Consider the following 18,902-nt stretch of genomic DNA (forward strand, 5'->3'; position numbering starts at 1 on the left):
CTCCCTGGTATCGCCAGCGCCTCCGGGAACGCAGAAGCGCCCGGCACAGGGCCGGGCGCTTCGACGATCTCTACTTCTTGTTGCGACGCTGGTGGCGCGTCTTGCGAAGCAGCTTGCGGTGCTTCTTCTTCGCCATACGCTTGCGGCGCTTCTTGATAACAGAACCCATAGGGGAACCTCACTGACTTCTCGATTGGACCTTTGGAACCGGGCCCATCAAGAACCGCGGAAAAATGCCTCGCGTCAGTCTAGTCGCGACGGCGGCGAAAGACGAACCGGTGCCCCCCGGCGTCAGCCGACGTCGGCGACCCCGTGCTTGAGGACGTCGGCCACGGCGGTCTCCGGCACGCGGAACGAGCGGCCGAAGCGGATCGCGGGCAGGTCGCCGGAGTGCACCATGCGGTACACGGTCATCTTGGACACGCGCATCATGTCGGCGACCTCCGCCACCGTAAGAAAACGCACATCTGTCAGGTCGTCCGACATGTCCTGCCTCGGGTTCGGGCCCGACGCACGTGGCCGGGGGCTGCTTGGGGCCTCCTGAGTGTTACTCGTGTGCCTCGTGGCTACTTTAGGGGCGCATGTGACTGGCGTGCAAGGGAACGGAGCCGCCCCGTTCGGGTGGCCGGGTCCGGCTGTCCTCAGGGGTGGTCGGCGCGCCCGAGACGCTTCTTCACGGGATCGAGGATCCGGCTCTGCGCCTGCGCGACCGCGCGGCCGAGGCTCGTGCCGACGTCGCCCGCCGCGGGCAGGTTCTCCGCGGCGCGGCGGAGGGGTGCGGGGACGGGCACGGGGCTCGTCCAGGGCGGAAGGGACGCGAGGTCGCGGGCATCCTGCGGTGCCGTCTCGACGACGCCGAGGAACGGCGCCAACCAGGTGGAGACCTCGCTGAGCGGCTCCTCGTCGACGCTGTAGAAGCGGTGCTGCCCCTCCTCGCGGACGTGCACGAGACCGGCGTCACGGAGGACGCGGAGGTGCTTCGACACGGTGGGCTGGCTGAGGCCGAGGGCCGTGACCAGCTCGCCCACGCTGCTCTCGCCCCCGTCGGGCCTGCGGTCGAGCAGGAGGCGCAGCAGCTCTCGCCTCGTCGGGTCGGCTATCACGGCGAAGATGTCGGCCATAGGCGCAAGGCTACTGACGGAAACCCGGTAGTACCATGACGATTCTTGGGTGGCGACGGATCGGGAGGCCGGGTGGCGACAGCACCGTCGACGAGGACCCCGATCACGGGCTCCCGCAGGATGCCCGGCCGACGCCCCCCGCTCGTCGCTCTCCGCGAGGCCGTCGACGACGTCAGCCGCAGGTCGCCGGCGCGCTTCGCGATCCTCATCTTCACCTCGCTCATCCTCGTGTTCACCGGCATCTTCATGCTGCCCATCAGCGCCGCCGACGGCCGGATCACGCCGGTCGCCGACTCGCTGTTCACGGCGGTGTCGGTGATCTGCGTCACCGGCCTCGCGACGGTGGACATGGCGACGCACTGGTCGGTCTTCGGCCACGTCGTGATCTTCGTCGGCGTGCAGATCGGGGCGATCGGCGTGTTGACCGTGGCCTCGATCCTCGGTCTCGTCGTCTCGCGGCGCCTCGGACTCCGCTCCCGCCTCATGGCGGCCAGCGACACCAACCCGCTCCGGGTTCACGCGGGGCCGGTGCCGGAGGGGCAGGCCGTGCGTCTCGGCGAGGTCGGCGGCCTCCTGAGGACGGTGGCGGTGAGCGCCCTCGCGATCGAGTTCGTGATCGGGGTGCTCCTCATCCCCCGCATGCTCATCGACGGCATCCCCCTCCGCGACGCCCTGCTCGACTCCTTCTACTACGCGGCGATGGCCTTCACGAACACCGGCTTCACCCCCAACGCGGCGGGGCTCGAGCCGTTCGCGAACGACGACTTCTTCCTGGCGCTGCTGATGCTCGGGGTCTTCCTCGGCAGCATCGGCTTCCCCGTCATCTACGCGATCACGCGCAACCCGCTGCACCCGAGGCGCTGGTCGCTGCACGTCAAGCTCACGCTGGTGACGACGCTCATCCTGCTCGTCGCGGGGACGGGGCTGTTCATGCTGCTGGAGTTCGACAACCCGGAGACGTTCGGCGGCAAGGAGGCCTGGCCGACGGTGTTCGGCTCCCTCTTCCTCAGCACGATGACGCGGTCCGGCGGCTTCTCGACGGTCGACATCGCCCAGCTCCACGACTCCAGCCTCGTCGTGGCCGACATGCTGATGTTCATCGGCGGCGGCTCCGCCTCCACGGCCGGCGGCATCAAGGTGACGACCCTGGCCATCCTGTTCCTGGCGGCGGTCGCCGAGGCGCGCGGCAAGCGGAGCATGGAGGCGTTCGGCCGGAAGATCCCGAGCGACGTCCTCCGCCTCAGCGTGAGCGTGGCGCTCTGGGGCGCGACGATCGTGGCCGTGGCGACGATCGTGATCCTGCAGATCACCAAGGCGGAGCTGTCGCACGTCCTCTTCGAGGTGATCTCCGCCTTCGCGACCTGCGGCCTGTCGACCGGTCTCACGGGCGACCTCCCCGACCCGGCGAAGTACGTGCTCGCCGTGACGATGTGGATGGGGCGCGTTGGTACAGTGACTCTCGCCGTCGCCCTGGCCAACAGCCAGCGGCGACAGCTGTTCACGCGACCGGAAGAAAGGCCCATCGTTGGTTGACCGGATCCCCCACGACGCCCCGGTCCTCGTGATCGGTCTCGGCCGGTTCGGAGCCGCGACCGCGGGGCAGCTCGAGCGGCTCGACCGCGAGGTGCTCGTCGTCGACAGCAGCCTCGAGCTGGTGCAGAAGTGGGCCGACCGCGTCACGCACGCGGTGCAGGCGGACGCGCGCAACATGGAGGCGCTCCAGCAGATCGGTGCCCGCGACTTCGCCATCGCCGTCGTGGCGGTCGGCTCGTCGATCGAGGCCAGCGTCCTCATCACGGCGAACCTCGTCGACCTCGAGGTCCCGCAGATCTGGGCGAAGGCGATCTCCAAGTCGCACGGCAAGATCCTCACCCGCATCGGCGCCACCCACGTCATCTACCCGGAGGCGGAGGCCGGCGAGCGCGTCGCCCACCTCGTCAGCGGCAGGATGCTCGACTACATCGAGTTCGACGACGACTTCGCGATCGTGAAGATGTACCCGCCGCGCTTCGTGCGGGGCGTCCCGCTGGCGCAGTCCAAGATCCTCACGAAGTACGGCGTCACCGTCGTCGGCGTGAAGACCCCCGGGGGCGCGTTCCAGGAGGCGTCGCCGGAGACGGTCGTGGGGACCCACGACCTGCTCATCGTGAGCGGCACGGAGACGGATCTGGAGCGGTTCTCGGCGCTCGACGCGTAGGGCTGCGCCGGCCCGGCCCGGCCCAGCCCGGCCCGTCCCGAGACTCCACAACACGCCGCTCATCTTTCCCGCGAGGCGTAAATCGTGGAGTCTCCCGCTGCCGAGCCTTCTCCGCTCCGCGCGCGACTCCACAACACGCCGCTCATCTTTCCCGCGAGGCGTAAATCGTGGAGTCTCCCACTGTCGAGCCTTCTCCGCACCGCGCGGGACTCCACGTTTGGGCGTGTCGGAAGAAAGTGAGTGGCGAGTCGTGGAGTCTCGCCGCTCGGGCAGAACAGGCAGCACGGGCAGCGCAGGCAGCACAGGCGGGGCGCACAGCGCCCGCGGCGGACGCTACTGCGCGGCGATCTCCCGCGCGCGGGCCAGCGCGGCAGCCGACGCTCGACCGAAGAGCTCGTGGAGGCCGGCGCCCTGCAGCACCTCCACGGCGCGCTCGGTCGTGCCCTTGGGGCTCGTCACGCGGCGGCGCAGCTCCTCGGGGCCGATGACGTCGGCGGCGAGGAGCTCGCTCGCGCCCCGGAAGGTGCCCTGGACCATCGTCGCGGCCTGCTGCTCGCTGAAACCGAGGTCGACGGCGGCGCGCGTCATCTCCTCGATCAGGTAGAAGACGTAGGCCGGCCCCGAGCCGGAGATCGTGGACAGGGCGTCGATGCGGTCCTCCTCGACCGTGACGACGTCGCCGACGCAGGCGAACAGGCTGCGGGCGAGGGCCAGGTCGGAGTCGGAGGACCGGCTGCCGGGCGCGAGGCCCGTCACCGCCAGCCCCACGACGGCGGGGGTGTTCGGCATCGAGCGGAGCACGACCGCCGACTCCGGCAGAGCGGCCTCCATCGTCTCGGTCGTGATGCCCGCGGCCAGGCTCACCACCACGGTGCCCGGCTCGAGCACCGGCCCGATCTCGCGGAGGAGGTCGACGACCATGTGGGGCTTCACTCCGATCAGGACGAGCTTCGCGCCGATCACGGCCGAGGCGTTCGCCTGCGCGTCGGTCTCGAGCGCCAGCGACGTCACCCCGCTGTGACGGAGGGCCGCCGCCTTGGCCTCGGTGCGGTTGGTCACGCGGATCCCGCCCTCGACCAGGACGTCGGGCCGGAGCAGCCCGGCGAGGATCGCTCCCCCCATCGATCCGGCTCCGAGAATCGCGGTCGCGGGCAGCGTCGTGGTCATGGGTCCATCCTAGGATTGCGTCTGCAGGAGGCGGGGACGACCGTCCGGACACGATCACGACCATGGGAACGACGCAATGAGCACAACGGGCGGAAACAAGGCGATCCTGGCGGCACTCGGCGCCAACCTCGGGATCGCGCTCGTCAAGATCGTCGCCTGGGCGCTCTCCGGCTCGGCCTCGATGCTGGCGGAGGGCGTGCACTCGATCGCCGACTCGGGCAACCAGATCCTGCTGATCCTCGGCGGCCGCAAGGCGAAGAAGGCCGCCGACGCCGACCACCCCTTCGGCTACGGCCGCGAGCGCTACGTCTACGCCTTCGTCGTGTCGATCATCCTGTTCTCGATCGGCGGCGTCTTCTCGCTCTACGAGGGAGTCGACAAGCTGCGGCACCCGCACGAGCTCGAGAACGCGTGGCTGCCCATCGTGGTCCTGCTGATCGCCATCGGCCTCGAATTCTTCTCGTTGCGGACGGCACTCAAGGAGGCGAGGCCGCACAAGGGGTCCGAGGGCTGGCTGGCCTTCATCCGGAGGGCCAAGGCTCCGGAGCTGCCCGTTCTCCTCCTCGAAGACACCGCAGCACTCACGGGCCTCGTGTTCGCGTTCCTCGGCGTCGGCCTGACCGTCGTCACCGGCAACAGCCTCTTCGACGCGCTCGGCACCGTCCTGATCGGGGCGCTGCTCGTGCTGGTCGCGATCGTCCTCGGCATCGAGACGAAGAGCCTGCTCGTGGGCGAGGGAGCGTCCCCCGCCGACGTCGCCGCCATCCGCGAGGCGATCACGTCCGGCCCGGAGGTCGAGCGGATCATCCACATGAAGACCCTCTACCTCGGCCCCGACGAGCTCCTCGTCGGCGTCAAGGTCGCCATCGGCGGCAGGGCCCTGCTGGCCGACGTCGCCTCGGCCATCAACACCGTCGAGGGCAGGATCCGCGAGAAGGTCCCCGTCGCCCGCGTCATCTACATCGAGCCCGACGTCTGGTCCGACCCCGGACTCGCCGAGCCGCCGACCGACGCGATCGTGATCCGGGCCGCCGACTAGCGCGACCTCGCCGGCCCCGCCGGCTAGCGGCGCGACGCGAAGAAGTCGTCGAGGAGCGCCGCGCACTCCGCGGCGAGGACCCCGGCGAACACCTCCGCGCGGTGCGGGAGCCTGCGGTCGCGGAGGATGTCGTAGACGCTGCCCGCGGCTCCTGCCTTCTCGTCCCAGGCGCCGAAGACGACGCGCGGGATGCGGGCCGCCAGGATCGCCCCCGCGCACATCGGGCACGGTTCGAGGGTGACCACGAGCGTGCAGCCGACGAGGTGCCAGTCGCCCGTGGTGCGGGCCGCGGCCCTGAGCGCCAGGACCTCGGCGTGGGCCGTGGGATCGTGCGTCTTCTCGCGCTCGTTGAAGCCCGCCCCGATGACGACGCCCGAGGCGTCCACCACGACCGCCCCGACGGGCACATCGCAGGATGCCCGGGTCAGCGCCGCCTGCTCCAGAGCGAGCCCCATCCAGGAGGCGTAGGTCGCCGGTACGAGCGTCACCCGCGGCACCTCCCTCGTCGTCAACTCCGCTAGCCTCGAGCCTATGCGAGTGCACGTGGCCGACCACCCCCTCATCACCCACAAGCTGACGGTGCTCCGCGATCGGGAGACGAAGTCGCCCACGTTCCGGGCGCTCACGGAGGAGCTCGTGACGCTGCTCGCCTACGAGGCCACGCGCGGTGTGCGCACCGAGCCGGTCGACATCGTGACCCCGGTCGCGCCCACCACGGGTCTGGCGATCTCGAAGCCGCGTCCGCTGGTGGTCCCCATCCTGCGGGCCGGGCTCGGGATGCTCGAGGGCATGACGAAGCTGATCCCGTCGGCCGAGGTCGGTTTCCTCGGAATGATGCGCGACGAGGAGACCCTCGAACCCACCACCTACGCCGAGCGCCTGCCCGACGACCTCTCGAACCGCCAGTGCTTCGTGCTCGACCCGATGCTGGCGACGGGCGGGTCGCTCATCGCGGCGATCGACTTCCTGCTCGACCGCGGGGCCGTCGACGTGACGGCGGTCTGCATCCTGGCGTCGCCCGAGGGCCTCGCGGCCGTTGAGAAGGCGATGCACGGCCGCGACGTATCGATCGTGCTGGGCGCGGTCGACGAGAAGCTCGACGAGAACGGGTACATCGTGCCCGGGCTGGGCGACGCGGGCGACCGCCTCTACGGCCTGGCGTAGCCGGCGCGGCGCGCTGCCGCTCCCGCTTACCCCCCCCTCCCGCACCCGCTCCCGCACCCGCACCCGCGAGACTCCACGACTCGCCACTCACTTTCGTCCGAGCTGGCCAATCGTGGAGTCTCAGCAGGAGCCGCGCGGCCCCGTCCCAGCGAGACTCCACGAATGACGTCTCCCCGCGAAGATGAGCGGCGAGTCGTGGAGTCTCGGCGACGCCGGAGCGACGCAGGAGCGACGCAGGAGCGACGCAGGAGCGACGCAGGAGCGACGCGGGAGCGACGCGGGAGCGGAACCGGAGCGAGGCAGGGCGACGCCGGAGCGACCGCACCGCGCCTTTGTTGACACGACCTCGACCCGTGCGACACAATCGGACTCATGACTGCGCACACGCACGCCCCGATCTCCCGTGAGGCTCACGCCTCCCGAGGTCTCGTGGGGACTGCGGGCATGATGATGCCCGCGGCAGTCATGTGTTGTCGAATGCATGCCTGACCGGCATCCGACCCGCCGAGTCACCGCTGGCCAGCAGGCCTGATAAAGCTGCCCTGCTTCCCGCGACCTGACATCGAACCCACCCGGTTCGTCAGGATGTGACTCCGGATGCACCATCCGCCCCACCCGGCGGCGCATCCCACACCCCCTCCATGAGCCAGGGCGTCATCAGCCCTCTCGTGCGAGATTCGCGGCACACACCGAACCCGCCGCGTTCCTTCTCCGCACCCGCAGGCTCCAGAAGCGGGTCGTCAGCGGACGAACGGACGGGTTCCCCAGTCCCAAGGACACACCCCTCATGTCTCTCGCCCTCGACACCTCCGTCACCCGTACCACCGGCTCGACCATCACCACCGCCGCCCCCGCCCAGCGCCACCTCTCGGCGGTCGCCGAGGCAGCGGCTCCTGCGCCCCGTCTCCGCGCCGTCCCGGCCGGCACCGAAGCCCGCGGCTTCGTGCTCTACGTGGGCATCGACGAGCTCAAGGCCGCCGAGGCCGGCACCAGCCTCGGCGACATCGTCTCGCAGCTCCGCGCCCTCACCCAGCAGCTCGCGCCCGCCGCCGAGACGCACGCCGCCGTGGCGCTGGCCCCCGAGGGGTCCGGCGGGCGTGACGTCGACGTCGTGCGTCTGGCCCTGCAGGATCCGGCGGCCCTCGCCAAGCACCGCCAGGCCGAGGTCGACGAAGAGCCCGGCGCCCGGGGCGGTGTGGTCGTCGACATCTCGCGCAAGCGCCTCCTGCTCGACGGCGACGTCGCTCCGCTCACCTACAAGGAGTTCGAGCTGCTCCAGTACCTCGTGCTCCGCGAGGGCCGCACCATCGAACGCGCCGAGCTCATCTCGAGCCTCTGGTCCGCCGGGGACGACGAGGAAGCGCCCAACGAGCGCACCATCGACGTGCACGTGCGGCGACTCCGCTCCAAGCTCGGCGCCTTCGAGGACATCGTCCGCACCGTCCGCGGGGTCGGCTACCGGTTCGACCGTCACGCGGACGTGTCGATTCGCCAGGCCTCCACCCCCTCCCCCGACGTCTTCTAGTTCTGGCGCGCGGGCGGGGCGCCTCGCAGCGTTGTCGTCGGGCACGATGGCCCCCGCCATCGCTTCCTCCTCCGCCTCGCGATCCACCACGCCCACCCACCAGAACCCCCGCCGGGCGGGGCGCCTCGCAGCGTTGTCGTCGGGCACGATGGCCCCCGCGCTCGCAGCGTCCGCTAAACCCTCGCGCTCGGCCGCCGCACGCCGCCTAGGACAGGTGCGACAGCCGAACAACAGGGTGCAGCGGGTGGGGGCGGGGGCGGGGGACGACCGCAGCCAGACACTTCACAGAAAAATAACGAAACGGTAACTAGACCACCGTTACCAAGCCGTTATAGATTGATCCCGCTGAAGTCGTTTGCTGTGGCGACTGCAGTGGAATGTGATTGCAGGACACTCTTGGTGCAAGGGAGAGGGTCGGTCGCCAGCCTCGGCGACCGGCCCTCAGTCCGTTCACGCCCGTCCGCCCGACCTCCGCGGCCCTCGCGAGCCACTCCTTCGTAGACTGTCGGCAGGCAAAAGGGGCGAGGAGCACCACGTGAGCGACAAACAACTGGCGGTGGGCGCCTGGGAGGCCCTGTTCCGAGCGCAGGTGACGGTCATGCGCGAGCTCACCGCCTGCTTCCCCTCGGGCGACATCTCGTTCAACGAGTACGACGTGCTCTTCAACCTCTCCAACCAGCCGGAGCGGCGGGCACGCATCAAAGACCTCACGCGGCACCTCCTGCTGACCCAACCGAGCATCAGCCGTCTCGTCGACCGCCTCGCCGCCAAGGACATCATCGAGAAGTCGAGCGATCCGAACGACGGCCGCGGGATCGTCGTCGCCATGACCGAGCACGGCGCCGAGGTCTTCCGCACGACGGCCGTGAGCCACGCCGACGCCATCACGCGGCGGGTCGGGTCCTCGCTCGACGCCGACGAGCTGCGCCTCCTGATCGACCTGTGCACCAAGCTCCGGCTCGGCCGGGACACCGGCCCCGCCGAGCCCCGCAGTGCTACCGAGTCCGCGTCGCAGCCGGTCGGAGCGAGCGCCTCGTGACCGGCCCGACCCTCGTCTGGCTGCGCGACGACCTGCGCCTCGGCGACAACCCGGCGCTCCACGCCGCCCTCGAGCGGGGCGAACCGGTGGAGGTCGTCTATCTCCTCGAGGACGGCACCCCGGGGCTCCGGCCTCTCGGCGCCGCCTCCCGCTGGTGGCTGCACCACAGCCTCACGGCTCTCGCGGCCGACCTCGCCGAGCGCGGTGCCCGCCTCACGCTCCGCCGTGGCCCCGCCTCGCGCGAGATCCCGCGACTCGTCGAGGAGCTCGACGCCGGCGCCGTGACCTGGAACCGCCGCTACGGCAAGGCCGCCCGCGACATCGACGCCGCCCTGAAGTCGTCGCTCCGCGAGGGCGGCGTCGACGTGCGCAGCTTCCAGGGCTCGCTGCTCTTCGAGCCGTGGACGGTCCAGACCGGCTCGGGCACGCCGTTCAAGGTCTTCACGCCGTTCTACCGCGCGTGCCTCGAACAGCAGGAGCCCCGGCACCCGTACCCCCGCCCGAAATCGATCCCCTCCGCGGGCCCCGCCCCCGACTCCGACGACCTCGCCGAGTGGCGGCTCCTGCCGACCGCGCCCGACTGGGCCGGCGGGCTCCGCGACAGATGGGAGCCCGGGGAGGACTCCGCGCACCGCACCCTGGAGCGGTTCATCCACGCCGACCTGGCCGACTACGGCGACCGCGACTTCCCGGCCCGTGACACGACCAGCCACCTCTCCCCGCGCCTGCGCTTCGGCGAGATCAGCCCGTTCCAGGTCTGGCACCGGCTGCGCTCGTCGGTTCCGGGCGACGCCAAGCAGGCCGTCGGCGGATTCCTCCGGGAGGTGGTCTGGCGGGAGTTCAACTACACGGTGCTGTTCGCCAACCCCGATCTCGCGACCGACAACTACCGGCCCGAGTTCGACGACTTCCCGTGGGCGGAGCCCGACGAGGCTCTCCTCGAGGCGTGGCGGCACGGTCGCACCGGCATCCCGCTGGTCGACGCGGGCATGCGCGAGCTCTGGGCGACGGGTGTCATGCACAACCGGGTCCGGATGGTCGTGGGCAGCTTCCTGATCAAGAACCTCCTCGTCGACTGGCGCGTGGGCGAACAGTGGTTCTGGGACACCCTGGTCGACGCCGACGAGGCGAGCAACCCGGGCAACTGGCAGTGGGTGGCAGGATCGGGGGCCGACGCCGCCCCCTACTTCCGGGTCTTCAACCCCGTGCTCCAGGCCGAGAAGTTCGACGGGCACCGCGACTACATCCGCCGCTGGGTGCCCGAGATCGACACCGACGACTACCCGGAGCCGATCGTCGACCTGAAGGCCAGCCGGAGGCGCGCCCTCGACGCCTACGAGACCATGCGCCGGACCGCCGGGGTGTCGTGACGCTCGACGCGGCCGTCCGACGCGCCGCCGAGGGCACCGACCGCCTCTTCGCGTCGCGAGCGGCCGAGCGGCACGCGCCGAGCGCCTCCTACGGCGTCTTCACCCCTTCGGGCCTCGTCCACACGGGGTCGACGGGCGAGGTCGCCGGCCGAGCACCGACCGCCGACACCGTCTACCGCGTGGCGTCCTGCACCAAGAGCTTCACCGCGACCGCGCTGCTCGCCCTCCGCGACCGGGGTGCCGTCTCCCTCGACGAGCCGGTCACCGCGTACGTGCCCGCGTTCGCCGACGTGGTCCTCCCGACCTTCGACTCCCCCGTGCCGACCCTGCGCATGCTCCTGACGATGTCCGCGGGCCTCCCCACCGACGACCCCTGGGGCGACCGGCAGGAGTCGCTCGGCGACGACGAGTTCGACGCCCTCCTGCGCCGCGGCCTCCGCTTCGACAGCGTTCCGGGAACGCGCTTCGCCTACTCGAACCTCGGCTACGCGCTTCTCGGCCGAGTCGTGACGGTCGCTTCCGGGCGCCCCTACCGCGAGGTGGTGTCCGAGACCGTCCTCGCGCCCCTCGGCCTCGACTCGACGACGTTCGAGCGCCCCGCGTCGGCCGACGACCGCCTGGCCGTCGGGCACCGACCGGTCGGCGACGGCTGGGAGCCGCTGCCCTTCTCCGGTCCCGGAGCGTTCTCGTCGATCGGCGGCCTCTTCAGCACCGTGCGCGATCTCGCTCGCTGGGCCGGCTACCTCGCGTCCGCGTTCTCCCCGCAGGAGGCCCGGGGTGACGCCCCAACCGAGATCCTCTCCCGCGCCTCCCGCCGCGAGCTGCAGCAGCTGTACCGCTCGGCGCCGCTGCTTCCCGGGGCGCCCACCGGCTACGGCTTCGGGCTCTTCGTCCACGACGACCCCGACCTGGGGCCGGTCGTGTCGCACTCGGGCGGCTACCCCGGGTTCTCCGCGCACATGCGCTGGCACACGGCGTCCGGTGTCGGCATCGTGGCGTTCGAGAACGCCACCGCGGCGCAGGTGGCGGTCCCGGCCGCTGCCACGCTGCACGGACTGCTTCTCGACGTGGGAGCGGCTCCGGCACCGCGGGTGTGGCCCGAGACGCTCGAGGCGCGCCTCCTGGTCGAAGCGGCCCTCCGGGGCGCGGACCTCCCGGAGGCGGCTGTCTCCGAGAACGTCGAGCTCGACGTCCCGTTCGTCCGGCGCCGCGCGGCGTGGGACGAGGTCGTCGCGGCCGTCGGCGGGCTGCTGGAGGCCCGCGATGCGGCGGCCGCACCGTCCGGCACCGTCGACCTCGATGCGACCGTCGACCGCGAGGCCTCCATCGACCGCGAGGCCGGCGAGGAGTCCTCCGCGCCGTCGCACCTCGTCTGGCGGATGCCGGGGGCGCACGGGCGTCTCCGCGTGGAGGTCCGCCTCACTCCGGAGGCGCGGCCGCGGATCCAGACCCTCGTCGTCCGCGCCGAGAGCGGCGCCTGAGGACCATCCCGTGCCGGGCCGTCAGCGCGACGGACGACCGCCGACGATCGTGTAGGCCAGGGCGGCCAGCTTCGTGCCCTTCCGCGCGGCGAGGGCGACGCTCGGGGACGACATCCACCCGCAGAGGAAGCCCGCCGCGAACGCGTCCCCGGCCCCGATCGGGTCGAGGAACCGGGTCGCGCTGGACGCCGCGTGGACGAGTTTGCCGCCGGCACGCGCGACGACGGCCGACCCGCCCGGCCGCGTGAGAGCGACGACGCCGAACCGCGGCTGCAGGGCCCGCACGATGTCGTCCGGGTCGTCGAGCCCGGTCAGGATCCGCCCCTCGTCGAGGTTCGGGAAGAAGAGGTCCGCGCCCTCGACGAGGTCGAGGAAGGCGTCGGGTCCGAACTCGGCGATGAACCCCGACGAGGCGGGGTCGATCGAGACGAGAGCCCCGGCCGCGCGGACCCGGGAGACGAGCCGGCGGTAGGCCACGGGGCTCCTGCTGTGGACGATGCTGTAGCCCGTGAGATGGACGATCGCGGCGCCGACCACGAGGTCGTCCGTGACGGTCCCGAGATCGAGGGCCGCGCTGGCGCCGCGGTCGGTGAGCATGGTCCGCGCGGCGCCGTCGACCTGGATGACGACCGTGCCGGTGTGGTCGTTCGGGCCGTAGCCGAGGCGGGGCGTGACGCCCGCGTTGACGAGGAGCTGGGAGTGCCGCTGCACGTCGGAGGAGCCGACGCGGCCGACGAAGTCGACCTCGACGCCGAGCGACCCGAGCCAGGCGGCCGTGTTGGCCGCGGCGCCCCCCGCGCGGTGCTGGATCGTGGCTCCGGTGTCGGTGCCCGGCGTCGGCGCCTTCTCCGGGATCACGATGATGTCGTCGAGCACGTCGCCGACGACGACGACGCGGCCCGACCCCGGCGGGCGGGTCTGGTCAGGCGAGAGCGGAGTGGAACGGGACATGGGCGTCAACTAGCGCATCACGACTCGGGCGGGCTTTCCGGCCGCTCCGGCCAGAACCATCCCGGAAAGCAAGGAATCTTCACCCGCGCCTCACCCGCTGGCGGCGCACTAGCCTCGGATCATGCCCGTGCACCACCGCGTCTCCCTCGTCCGCGACCTCGACCCGGTCACGCTCTACCGCCTCCTGCAGCTCCGCGTCGACGTCTTCGTCGTCGAACAGCGCGCCGCCTACGCCGAGCTGGACGGGCGCGACGTCGAGCCCGACGCGCGCCTCGCCTGGGTGGAGGACGACGGCGGGGAGATCCTGGCGACCCTGCGCATCCTGCGCGAGGGTCCCGACGGCGGCGAGCGCAGGATCGGGCGGGTCGCCACGCGCGCATCGGCCCGCGGTCACGGACACGCGGCGACCCTCATGCGGCGAGCCGTCGACGACTGCGAAGGCCTCCCGATCCACCTCGACGCGCAGGCGCACCTGGAAGCGTGGTACGCCCGCTTCGGTTTCGTCCGCTCCGGCCCGGACTTCGTCGAGGACGAGATCCCCCACCTGCCCATGACTCGCCCCGCCGTCTGAGCCGACGGGCAGCCGCCTCGGCGACGAGATGTCCCGATTCCGAACGAGATGATTCGGTCCGCGCGGAAACGAGGCTCTCGCGCCCCTAGGATCAGGGCATGGCACGCCGCGAAACACCGCCCCGGGATCGCATCCTCGAGGCCGCCCACGCCGAGTTCGCCGAGCGCGGCCTGGCCGGCGCCCGCATCGACACCATCGCGAGGCAGGCGGAGGCCAGCAAAGAGCGCCTCTACGCGCACTTCCGCACGAAGACCGACCTCTTCGACGCCGCGATCGGCGCGAGCATCGACCGCTGGCTCGCCGCCGTGCCGTTCGACGCCTCGAACCTCCCGGAGTGGGCCTCGAAGCTCTACCTGCACTTCTCCCAGCATCCCGACGACGCGCGCCTCCTGCTCTGGGGTCAGATCGAGGGGATGACCCTCGCGAGCCCCGGCGTCGTCGACCACGAGCAGCTCGAGTGGCGTCGCGACGAGGTCAGGAAGGCGCAGGAGGCCGGGCACATCCCGTCCGAGTGGCGCGTCGACGAACTCCTGACCCTCGCCTTCGGGCTCGTCCTGTCGTGGTTCGTGACACCGCAGACCACCAACCTCCACACGGACGACCCGGAGCGTCGCGCCCGGGTGGTGTACGAGGCCGTCGAGAACATGCTCAGGGAACCCTGAGACGTTTCGGGAGTAGCGTCCAATCGTGACCATCGACGCCTCCACCCTGTCCCCCGAACTCCAGTCCGTCCTCGCCTCGGTTCCCGAGCGAGACACCCCGACCACTGCGGAGACCGTCCGCTTCGAAGGTCCGGGCACCGACCTGGAGGGATACCTCGCCGTCCCCGGCGACGCCACCGGCCCGCTCCCGGCCGTCCTCGTCTTCCACGACTGGTTCGGCATGGTCGACCACGTCAAGGTGCGCGCCGAGATGCTGGCGCGCCTCGGCTACGTGGCCCTCGCCGGCGACATCTACGGCGCCGACGTCCGCCCCGCGGACGGCGACGAGGCCGCCTCCCTCGCCGGCAGCTACTACGGCGACGTCGAGCTGTTCCGCGCCCGCGCCCTCGCCAACCTCGAGAAGCTCCGCGCCGACCCCCGCGTCGACTCGTCGCGCATCGCGGTCATGGGCTACTGCTTCGGCGGCTCCGGCGCCCTCGAGGTCGCCCGTTCCGGTGCCGACGTCGCCGGCGTCGTCGCCTTCCACGGCGGTCTCGGTACGGCCGCCCCGGCCGAGAAGGGCAAGGTCACCGCGCCGGTCCTCGTCCTCACGGGCGCCGACGACCCGATCGTGCCGCCGAGCGCCGTCGAGGCCTTCGAAGACGAGATGCGCGACGCCGGTGCACCCGACTGGCAGATCGTCACGTACAGCGGTGCCGTGCACGCCTTCGCCGTCCCCGAGGCCAACGCACCCGAGCAGGGTGCCGCGTTCCAGGAGACGGCGAACCGTCGCTCCTGGCAGGCCATGCGCGACTTCCTCGACGAGGTCTTCGCCGCCTGAGCGACTCCCGCACAGCACACGACGAAGCGCCCCGGATCCTGTCCGGGGCGCTTCGTCGTGTCTTGTGCGGTCGCGCTACGCGGAGCGGAGGTCGCGCAGGAGCAGCGCGGTCGCGATGGCAGCGCCGGCCGCCTCCTCGCCCTTGTCCTCCTTCGACCCCGGCAATCCGGCCCGGTCGAGGCCCTGCTGCTCGTCGTCGAGGGTGAGCACGCCGAAGCCGACCGGCTTGCCCGTGTCGAGGGCGACCCGCGTGAGGCCGGACGTGGCCGCATCGGAGACGAACTCGAAGTGCGGGGTGCCCCCGCGGATGACGACGCCGAGCGCCACCGCGGCGTCGGCGCCCGCGTCGAGGGCGGCCTTGGCGACGACCGGGAGCTCGAAGCTGCCGGGGACGCGGACGACGGTCGCCGTGGCTCCTGCCGCCTCGATCGTGCGCAGCGCGCCCTGGAGGAGGCCCTCGGCGATCTCGGTGTGCCAGGTGCCCGCGACCACGGCGACCCGGAGGCCCCGCCCGTCGAGGTCGGTCGTCGTGGGTGCGCCTTCTCCGCTCATGCGGTGACTCCTTCTGCTGTGGGAATGCGGTCGTGATCGGTGAGCCACGCGATGAGGTCGCCGATGGTGATGACGGGGACGCCCTCGCGGGCCCCGAGCTCGAGGAGAGCCGGGAAGCGCATCATCTCGCCGTCGTCGCCGACGATCTCGCTGATGGCGGCGACGGGCCGGAGTCCCGCGGCGATCATGAGGTCGACGGCCGCCTCGGTGTGCCCGGGCCGCTGGCGGACGCCGCCCGCGAGGGCGCGCAGCGGCAGGATGTGGCCGGGTCGGTGCAGGTCGTCGCGCACCGACGCCGCATCGGCGAGGACGTTGAGCGTGTGCGCCCGGTCGTGCGCGCTGATGCCCGTCGTGACGCCCGCGGCCGCGTCGACCGTGACCGTGTAGGCGGTGCCCCGCGCGTCTTCGTTGCGGGCCACCATCGGCGGCAGGTCGAGCCGGTCGGCGATCTCCGCGGTGACGGGCGCGCAGATGAGGCCGGAGGACTTCCGGACCATCCAGGCCATCCACTCCTGCGTCGCGAGTTCGCCGGAGAGGATGATGTCGCCCTCGTTCTCGCGGGACTCGTCGTCGGCCACGATGACCGGGCGACCGACGCGGAGGTGGTCGAGGACGGTCTCGACGGTGTTCAGGCCGTCGCCGGCGAGCGGTGCGGGCATCAGAGGTCGACCGTCGTGAGCGGCGAGTCGTCGAGCGCCGTGGTCGCGATCTCGTCGAGGCGGAGCATGCGGCGGACATGTCGGGCGAGGACGTCGGTCTCGACGTTGACGCGGTCGCCCGGCTCCTTCACGCCGAGGGTCGTGGCCGACAGCGTCTCGGGGATGAGCGAGACCTCGAACCAGGCCTCCGCGGCTCCTGCCTCGCTGATGTCGCTGACGGTGAGGCTCACACCCTCCAGGGTGATGGAGCCCTTGTCGACGAGGAGGGGCGAGAGCTCGGCCGGGAGGCTGAACCGCAGCCGGCGCCAGGCGTCGCCCGGTTCGACGGAGAGGAGCGTCGCCGTGCCGTCGACGTGCCCCTGCACGATGTGGCCGCCCAGCCGGTCGCCGACGCGGGCGGCACGCTCGAGGTTCACCGGGGATCCGGCGGCGAGATCGCCGATCGTGCTCATGTCGAGGGTCTGCTTCATGACGTCGGCGGTGAAGCCCTCGTGGGTGCTCTCGACCACCGTGAGGCAGACGCCGCTGACCGCGATGGAGTCGCCGTGACGGACGTCCTCTACGACCTTCGGGCCGCGGACGGTCAGACGGACGGAGTCGCCCTGATCGACGAGGCGCGTGACCTCGCCTCGCTCTTCGATGATTCCCGTGAACACGTGCACTCTCCGGTCTCTTGGTCAGAGCTCCGGGAAAGGTCGGCCGTCGGCCGCCGCCCGCGCCGGAGGGAAACCGGTACGCGGGCACGCGCCTCCTCCTATCCGGACTCTCACCGTCGGTACTGGAATCACACCAGTTCAACCGCACGGTGCCTCGGGGCCGGAGCCTCGGTGAGCGTCGTGCGGGTCGCGGACTATACCGCCGGTTCAGATTTTCACTGACCCCGGAGCGCGTTGCTGAGATCACGGTAGCACCGCCGTGTTTCGGTTTCCTCACGCGCGGACCTGGCCGACGGGGGCCTCGGGGGGATCAGGCGACGACGATCCCGAGCTGGGCCGCCAGGAGCGGCGCGAGCAGGGCGAGCTGGCCGTCGTCGACGACGACACCGCGGAGCCCCTCGAGCCCCGTCACCGCGTCGAACGACGACGAGCGGAGGTCGACGTCGACGAGATCGGCGCGCGTGACGTCGAGGGTGCCGATGCGGCAGTCGCGGAGGGCGACCCGATCCGCCCGGACACCGCCGAGGTCGAGCTCACCGATCGAGCAGCCCTCGATGACGACGTCGGTCAACTGCGACTCGCGCAGGTTCAGGTAGTCGATCTTGCCGCCCGAGATCTCCACCTGCTCGAGCTCCGCGTCGAACAGTTCCGCGGAACCCCAGCGGGGCCGCTCGATCCGCACGGCGCGCCAGGTGGTCCGCGGCGCGGCGAGGGCAGGAGCGAAGGAGTCGAGGACGACGGTGTCGATGAACCGCGACCCCCGGAACCGCGTGCCGCCGAGCTGCAGGCCCCGGAGGACGCACTCGGTGAAGCTCGACCCCTCGAGGTCGCGGTCGCTGAGGTCGAGGCCGTCGAACGACTCGGCGTCGTGGGACTCGCGGTCGAGGAGTCGATCGGCGTCGCCCGGACGGACGTCCTGCGGATCGACGGCGTCGAGACGCGGTGCCTGGAGGGTGGTCGTCCGCTTCCGGCCGGACGTGCGCTTCGTGACTGCCATGGGTGAACGGTACCGTCGATGCATGACCGTCCCCGTGCTCCTCGTCCTCGTCCATGACGCCTCCGGCGTCGTCTCCGTCGAGCGTCGCGATCCCCGGGCGCCGCAGGTCTCGATCCTCGACCTCGGCGTGACGCGCGGCGACGGGATCTTCGAGAGCATCGGGGTCGTCGACGGTCGCCCACAGGCGCTGGAGCCGCACCTGACGCGCCTCGCCCGCTCCGCCGCGATGCTCGACCTGCCCGAACCCGACCGCGACGTCTGGCGGGCGGCCGTCCTGCAGAGCATCGATCTCGCCGGAGACGAGACCGCGGGGCGGGAGCTCCTGGCGAAGCTGGTCCTGACCCGCGGGATCGAGGGGGGCGACGCTCCCACCGGCTGGGTGTACCTCTACGACGCGGGAGCGTACGACTCCGAGCGCGAGGGCGGCATCCGCGTCGTGACGCTCGACCGCGGCTACCGCAGCGACGTCGCGCAGACCTCCCCGTGGCTCCTGGCCGGTGCCAAGACCCTGTCGTACGCCGTCAACAAGGCCGCCCTCCGCGAGGCGGCCCGCCGGGGCGCCGACGACGTCGTGTTCGTCAGCACCGACGGCATCGTGCTCGAGGGCCCGAACTCCTCGGTGATCGCCCTGATCGACGGCGTCCACGTGACGACCCCGCCCGAACTCGGAGTGCTCGAGGGCACCACGCAGCACGCGTTCTTCGCCGACGTCGAGGCCCACGGCGGGAAGACCGCCTACCGCCCCCTCACCGTCGACGAACTCCGCTCGGCCGACGCCCTCTGGCTCGCCTCCAGCGGGCGTCAGATCGCGCCCGTCACGAGCCTCGACGGCGTGGACGTCGCGCAGGATGCCCGGCTCACCGGCCCCGCCCTCGCGAGTCTCCTGGCCCGCTGACGCCGTCCCCCGCTCCCCCGCCCGCGGGCCGGGGCG

21 protein-coding genes, 1 pseudogene and 1 riboswitch are annotated in these 18,902 nt (G+C 71.5%); of the genes and pseudogenes, 12 read left to right on the forward strand and 10 right to left on the reverse strand.

The window, feature by feature from the left end:
- Window positions 1-70: 70 nt before the first annotated feature.
- The 3 genes from AS850_RS11020 to AS850_RS11030 form a co-directional block, all read right to left on the reverse strand.
- Window positions 71-169, reverse strand: a complete 99-nt coding sequence (locus AS850_RS11020; RefSeq protein ID WP_003792170.1) for a 30S ribosomal protein bS22 — start codon at window positions 167-169, stop codon at window positions 71-73.
- Between the two features lie 122 nt (window positions 170-291).
- Window positions 292-486: a helix-turn-helix domain-containing protein gene (locus AS850_RS11025; RefSeq protein ID WP_119869161.1), complete on the reverse strand. Its 195-nt coding sequence runs from the start codon at window positions 484-486 to the stop codon at window positions 292-294.
- 155 nt (window positions 487-641) lie between these two features.
- A complete protein-coding gene (locus AS850_RS11030) occupies window positions 642-1,121 on the reverse strand; it encodes an ArsR/SmtB family transcription factor (RefSeq protein WP_119869162.1) in 480 nt (159 codons plus the stop codon).
- A 120-nt stretch (window positions 1,122-1,241) separates the two neighbouring features.
- On the opposite strand from AS850_RS11030, the gene AS850_RS11035 reads away from it, so the two are divergent.
- Together AS850_RS11035 and AS850_RS11040 are read left to right on the forward strand one after the other, a co-directional pair.
- The gene (locus AS850_RS11035; protein WP_119869163.1) at window positions 1,242-2,654 is read left to right on the forward strand and encodes a TrkH family potassium uptake protein; all 1,413 of its coding nucleotides are present in this window, start codon (window positions 1,242-1,244) and stop codon (window positions 2,652-2,654) included.
- Complete coding sequence (locus AS850_RS11040; protein ID WP_119869164.1) at window positions 2,647-3,318, forward strand: potassium channel family protein; 672 nt, start codon at window positions 2,647-2,649, stop codon at window positions 3,316-3,318. Before AS850_RS11035 ends, AS850_RS11040 begins: the two co-directional genes overlap by 8 nt.
- Before the next feature lie 333 nt (window positions 3,319-3,651).
- Here the strand turns inward: AS850_RS11040 and proC are convergent, their stop codons facing one another.
- A complete protein-coding gene (proC, locus tag AS850_RS11045; RefSeq protein ID WP_119869165.1) occupies window positions 3,652-4,485 on the reverse strand; it encodes a pyrroline-5-carboxylate reductase in 834 nt (277 codons plus the stop codon).
- 76 nt (window positions 4,486-4,561) lie between these two features.
- Between proC and AS850_RS11050 the strand changes: the two genes are divergently transcribed.
- Window positions 4,562-5,524: a cation diffusion facilitator family transporter gene (locus AS850_RS11050; protein WP_119869166.1), complete on the forward strand. Its 963-nt coding sequence runs from the start codon at window positions 4,562-4,564 to the stop codon at window positions 5,522-5,524.
- Between the two features lie 23 nt (window positions 5,525-5,547).
- On the opposite strand, the gene tadA is transcribed toward AS850_RS11050, so the two are convergent.
- Entirely contained in the window at window positions 5,548-5,979 is a 432-nt protein-coding gene (gene tadA / locus AS850_RS11055) for a tRNA adenosine(34) deaminase TadA (protein ID WP_173795232.1), read from the reverse strand.
- A gap of 76 nt (window positions 5,980-6,055) precedes the next feature.
- Here tadA and upp point away from each other — a divergent pair, with 76 nt between their 5' ends.
- From upp to AS850_RS11080, 5 genes are all read left to right on the forward strand, one after another.
- Window positions 6,056-6,688 (forward strand): uracil phosphoribosyltransferase, encoded by a 633-nt coding sequence (gene upp, locus AS850_RS11060; RefSeq protein WP_119869168.1) that lies wholly within the window; start codon window positions 6,056-6,058, stop codon window positions 6,686-6,688.
- Between the two features lie 787 nt (window positions 6,689-7,475).
- On the forward strand, window positions 7,476-8,213 hold the full coding sequence (locus AS850_RS11065; protein ID WP_119869169.1) for a winged helix-turn-helix domain-containing protein: 738 nt from the start codon (window positions 7,476-7,478) through the stop codon (window positions 8,211-8,213).
- Between the two features lie 535 nt (window positions 8,214-8,748).
- A complete protein-coding gene (locus tag AS850_RS11070) occupies window positions 8,749-9,252 on the forward strand; it encodes a MarR family winged helix-turn-helix transcriptional regulator (protein WP_236940687.1) in 504 nt (167 codons plus the stop codon).
- A complete protein-coding gene (locus AS850_RS11075; RefSeq protein WP_119869170.1) occupies window positions 9,249-10,622 on the forward strand; it encodes a cryptochrome/photolyase family protein in 1,374 nt (457 codons plus the stop codon). The genes AS850_RS11070 and AS850_RS11075 overlap by 4 nt, the downstream gene beginning before the upstream one ends.
- Window positions 10,619-12,103: a serine hydrolase domain-containing protein gene (locus tag AS850_RS11080; protein WP_164088430.1), complete on the forward strand. Its 1,485-nt coding sequence runs from the start codon at window positions 10,619-10,621 to the stop codon at window positions 12,101-12,103. Before AS850_RS11075 ends, AS850_RS11080 begins: the two co-directional genes overlap by 4 nt.
- Before the next feature lie 21 nt (window positions 12,104-12,124).
- Here the strand turns inward: AS850_RS11080 and AS850_RS11085 are convergent, their stop codons facing one another.
- Complete coding sequence (locus AS850_RS11085; protein WP_119869172.1) at window positions 12,125-13,054, reverse strand: carbohydrate kinase family protein; 930 nt, start codon at window positions 13,052-13,054, stop codon at window positions 12,125-12,127.
- A 121-nt stretch (window positions 13,055-13,175) separates the two neighbouring features.
- Here AS850_RS11085 and AS850_RS11090 point away from each other — a divergent pair, with 121 nt between their 5' ends.
- From AS850_RS11090 to AS850_RS11100, 3 genes are all read left to right on the forward strand, one after another.
- On the forward strand, window positions 13,176-13,625 hold the full coding sequence (locus tag AS850_RS11090) for a GNAT family N-acetyltransferase (protein ID WP_119869173.1): 450 nt from the start codon (window positions 13,176-13,178) through the stop codon (window positions 13,623-13,625).
- A gap of 98 nt (window positions 13,626-13,723) precedes the next feature.
- Window positions 13,724-14,287 (forward strand): TetR family transcriptional regulator, encoded by a 564-nt coding sequence (locus AS850_RS11095; RefSeq protein ID WP_119869174.1) that lies wholly within the window; start codon window positions 13,724-13,726, stop codon window positions 14,285-14,287.
- Between the two features lie 25 nt (window positions 14,288-14,312).
- Window positions 14,313-15,107, forward strand: coding sequence for a dienelactone hydrolase family protein (locus AS850_RS11100; RefSeq protein ID WP_119869175.1), 795 nt, complete (start codon window positions 14,313-14,315; stop codon window positions 15,105-15,107).
- A gap of 75 nt (window positions 15,108-15,182) precedes the next feature.
- On the opposite strand, the gene ribH is transcribed toward AS850_RS11100, so the two are convergent.
- The 4 genes and pseudogenes from ribH to AS850_RS11120 form a co-directional block, all read right to left on the reverse strand.
- Window positions 15,183-15,659 (reverse strand): 6,7-dimethyl-8-ribityllumazine synthase, encoded by a 477-nt coding sequence (gene ribH / locus AS850_RS11105; RefSeq protein ID WP_119869176.1) that lies wholly within the window; start codon window positions 15,657-15,659, stop codon window positions 15,183-15,185.
- Between the two features lie 29 nt (window positions 15,660-15,688).
- Window positions 15,689-16,318: pseudogene (ribB, locus tag AS850_RS11110) on the reverse strand (3,4-dihydroxy-2-butanone-4-phosphate synthase); the annotation flags it as partial.
- Entirely contained in the window at window positions 16,318-16,974 is a 657-nt protein-coding gene (locus AS850_RS11115) for a riboflavin synthase (RefSeq protein ID WP_119869178.1), read from the reverse strand. The gene AS850_RS11115 and the pseudogene ribB, both read right to left, overlap by 1 nt.
- 85 nt (window positions 16,975-17,059) lie before the next feature.
- A riboswitch (FMN riboswitch) is annotated at window positions 17,060-17,210 on the reverse strand.
- Between the two features lie 74 nt (window positions 17,211-17,284).
- Entirely contained in the window at window positions 17,285-17,971 is a 687-nt protein-coding gene (locus AS850_RS11120) for a pentapeptide repeat-containing protein (RefSeq protein ID WP_164088431.1), read from the reverse strand.
- Window positions 17,972-17,993: 22 nt separating this feature from the next.
- On the opposite strand from AS850_RS11120, the gene AS850_RS11125 reads away from it, so the two are divergent.
- A complete protein-coding gene (locus AS850_RS11125; RefSeq protein ID WP_119869180.1) occupies window positions 17,994-18,866 on the forward strand; it encodes an aminodeoxychorismate lyase in 873 nt (290 codons plus the stop codon).
- Window positions 18,867-18,902: the final 36 nt, after the last annotated feature.

It is taken from the genome of Frondihabitans sp. 762G35 (assembly GCF_002074055.1).
Classification (GTDB): domain Bacteria; phylum Actinomycetota; class Actinomycetes; order Actinomycetales; family Microbacteriaceae; genus Frondihabitans.

Coding starts and splice junctions, on each gene's coding strand:
- AS850_RS11020 (WP_003792170.1), bottom strand. CDS start 169: ATGGGTTCTGTTATCAAGAAGCGCCGCAAGCGTATGGCGAAGAAGAAG.
- AS850_RS11025 (WP_119869161.1), bottom strand. CDS start 486: ATGTCGGACGACCTGACAGATGTGCGTTTTCTTACGGTGGCGGAGGTC.
- AS850_RS11030 (WP_119869162.1), bottom strand. CDS start 1,121: ATGGCCGACATCTTCGCCGTGATAGCCGACCCGACGAGGCGAGAGCTG.
- AS850_RS11035 (WP_119869163.1), top strand. CDS start 1,242: ATGCCCGGCCGACGCCCCCCGCTCGTCGCTCTCCGCGAGGCCGTCGAC.
- proC (WP_119869165.1), bottom strand. CDS start 4,485: ATGACCACGACGCTGCCCGCGACCGCGATTCTCGGAGCCGGATCGATG.
- AS850_RS11050 (WP_119869166.1), top strand. CDS start 4,562: ATGAGCACAACGGGCGGAAACAAGGCGATCCTGGCGGCACTCGGCGCC.
- tadA (WP_173795232.1), bottom strand. CDS start 5,979: ATGGGGCTCGCTCTGGAGCAGGCGGCGCTGACCCGGGCATCCTGCGAT.
- upp (WP_119869168.1), top strand. CDS start 6,056: ATGCGAGTGCACGTGGCCGACCACCCCCTCATCACCCACAAGCTGACG.
- AS850_RS11065 (WP_119869169.1), top strand. CDS start 7,476: ATGTCTCTCGCCCTCGACACCTCCGTCACCCGTACCACCGGCTCGACC.
- AS850_RS11085 (WP_119869172.1), bottom strand. CDS start 13,054: ATGTCCCGTTCCACTCCGCTCTCGCCTGACCAGACCCGCCCGCCGGGG.
- AS850_RS11090 (WP_119869173.1), top strand. CDS start 13,176: ATGCCCGTGCACCACCGCGTCTCCCTCGTCCGCGACCTCGACCCGGTC.
- AS850_RS11095 (WP_119869174.1), top strand. CDS start 13,724: ATGGCACGCCGCGAAACACCGCCCCGGGATCGCATCCTCGAGGCCGCC.
- ribH (WP_119869176.1), bottom strand. CDS start 15,659: ATGAGCGGAGAAGGCGCACCCACGACGACCGACCTCGACGGGCGGGGC.
- AS850_RS11120 (WP_164088431.1), bottom strand. CDS start 17,971: ATGGCAGTCACGAAGCGCACGTCCGGCCGGAAGCGGACGACCACCCTC.
- AS850_RS11125 (WP_119869180.1), top strand. CDS start 17,994: ATGACCGTCCCCGTGCTCCTCGTCCTCGTCCATGACGCCTCCGGCGTC.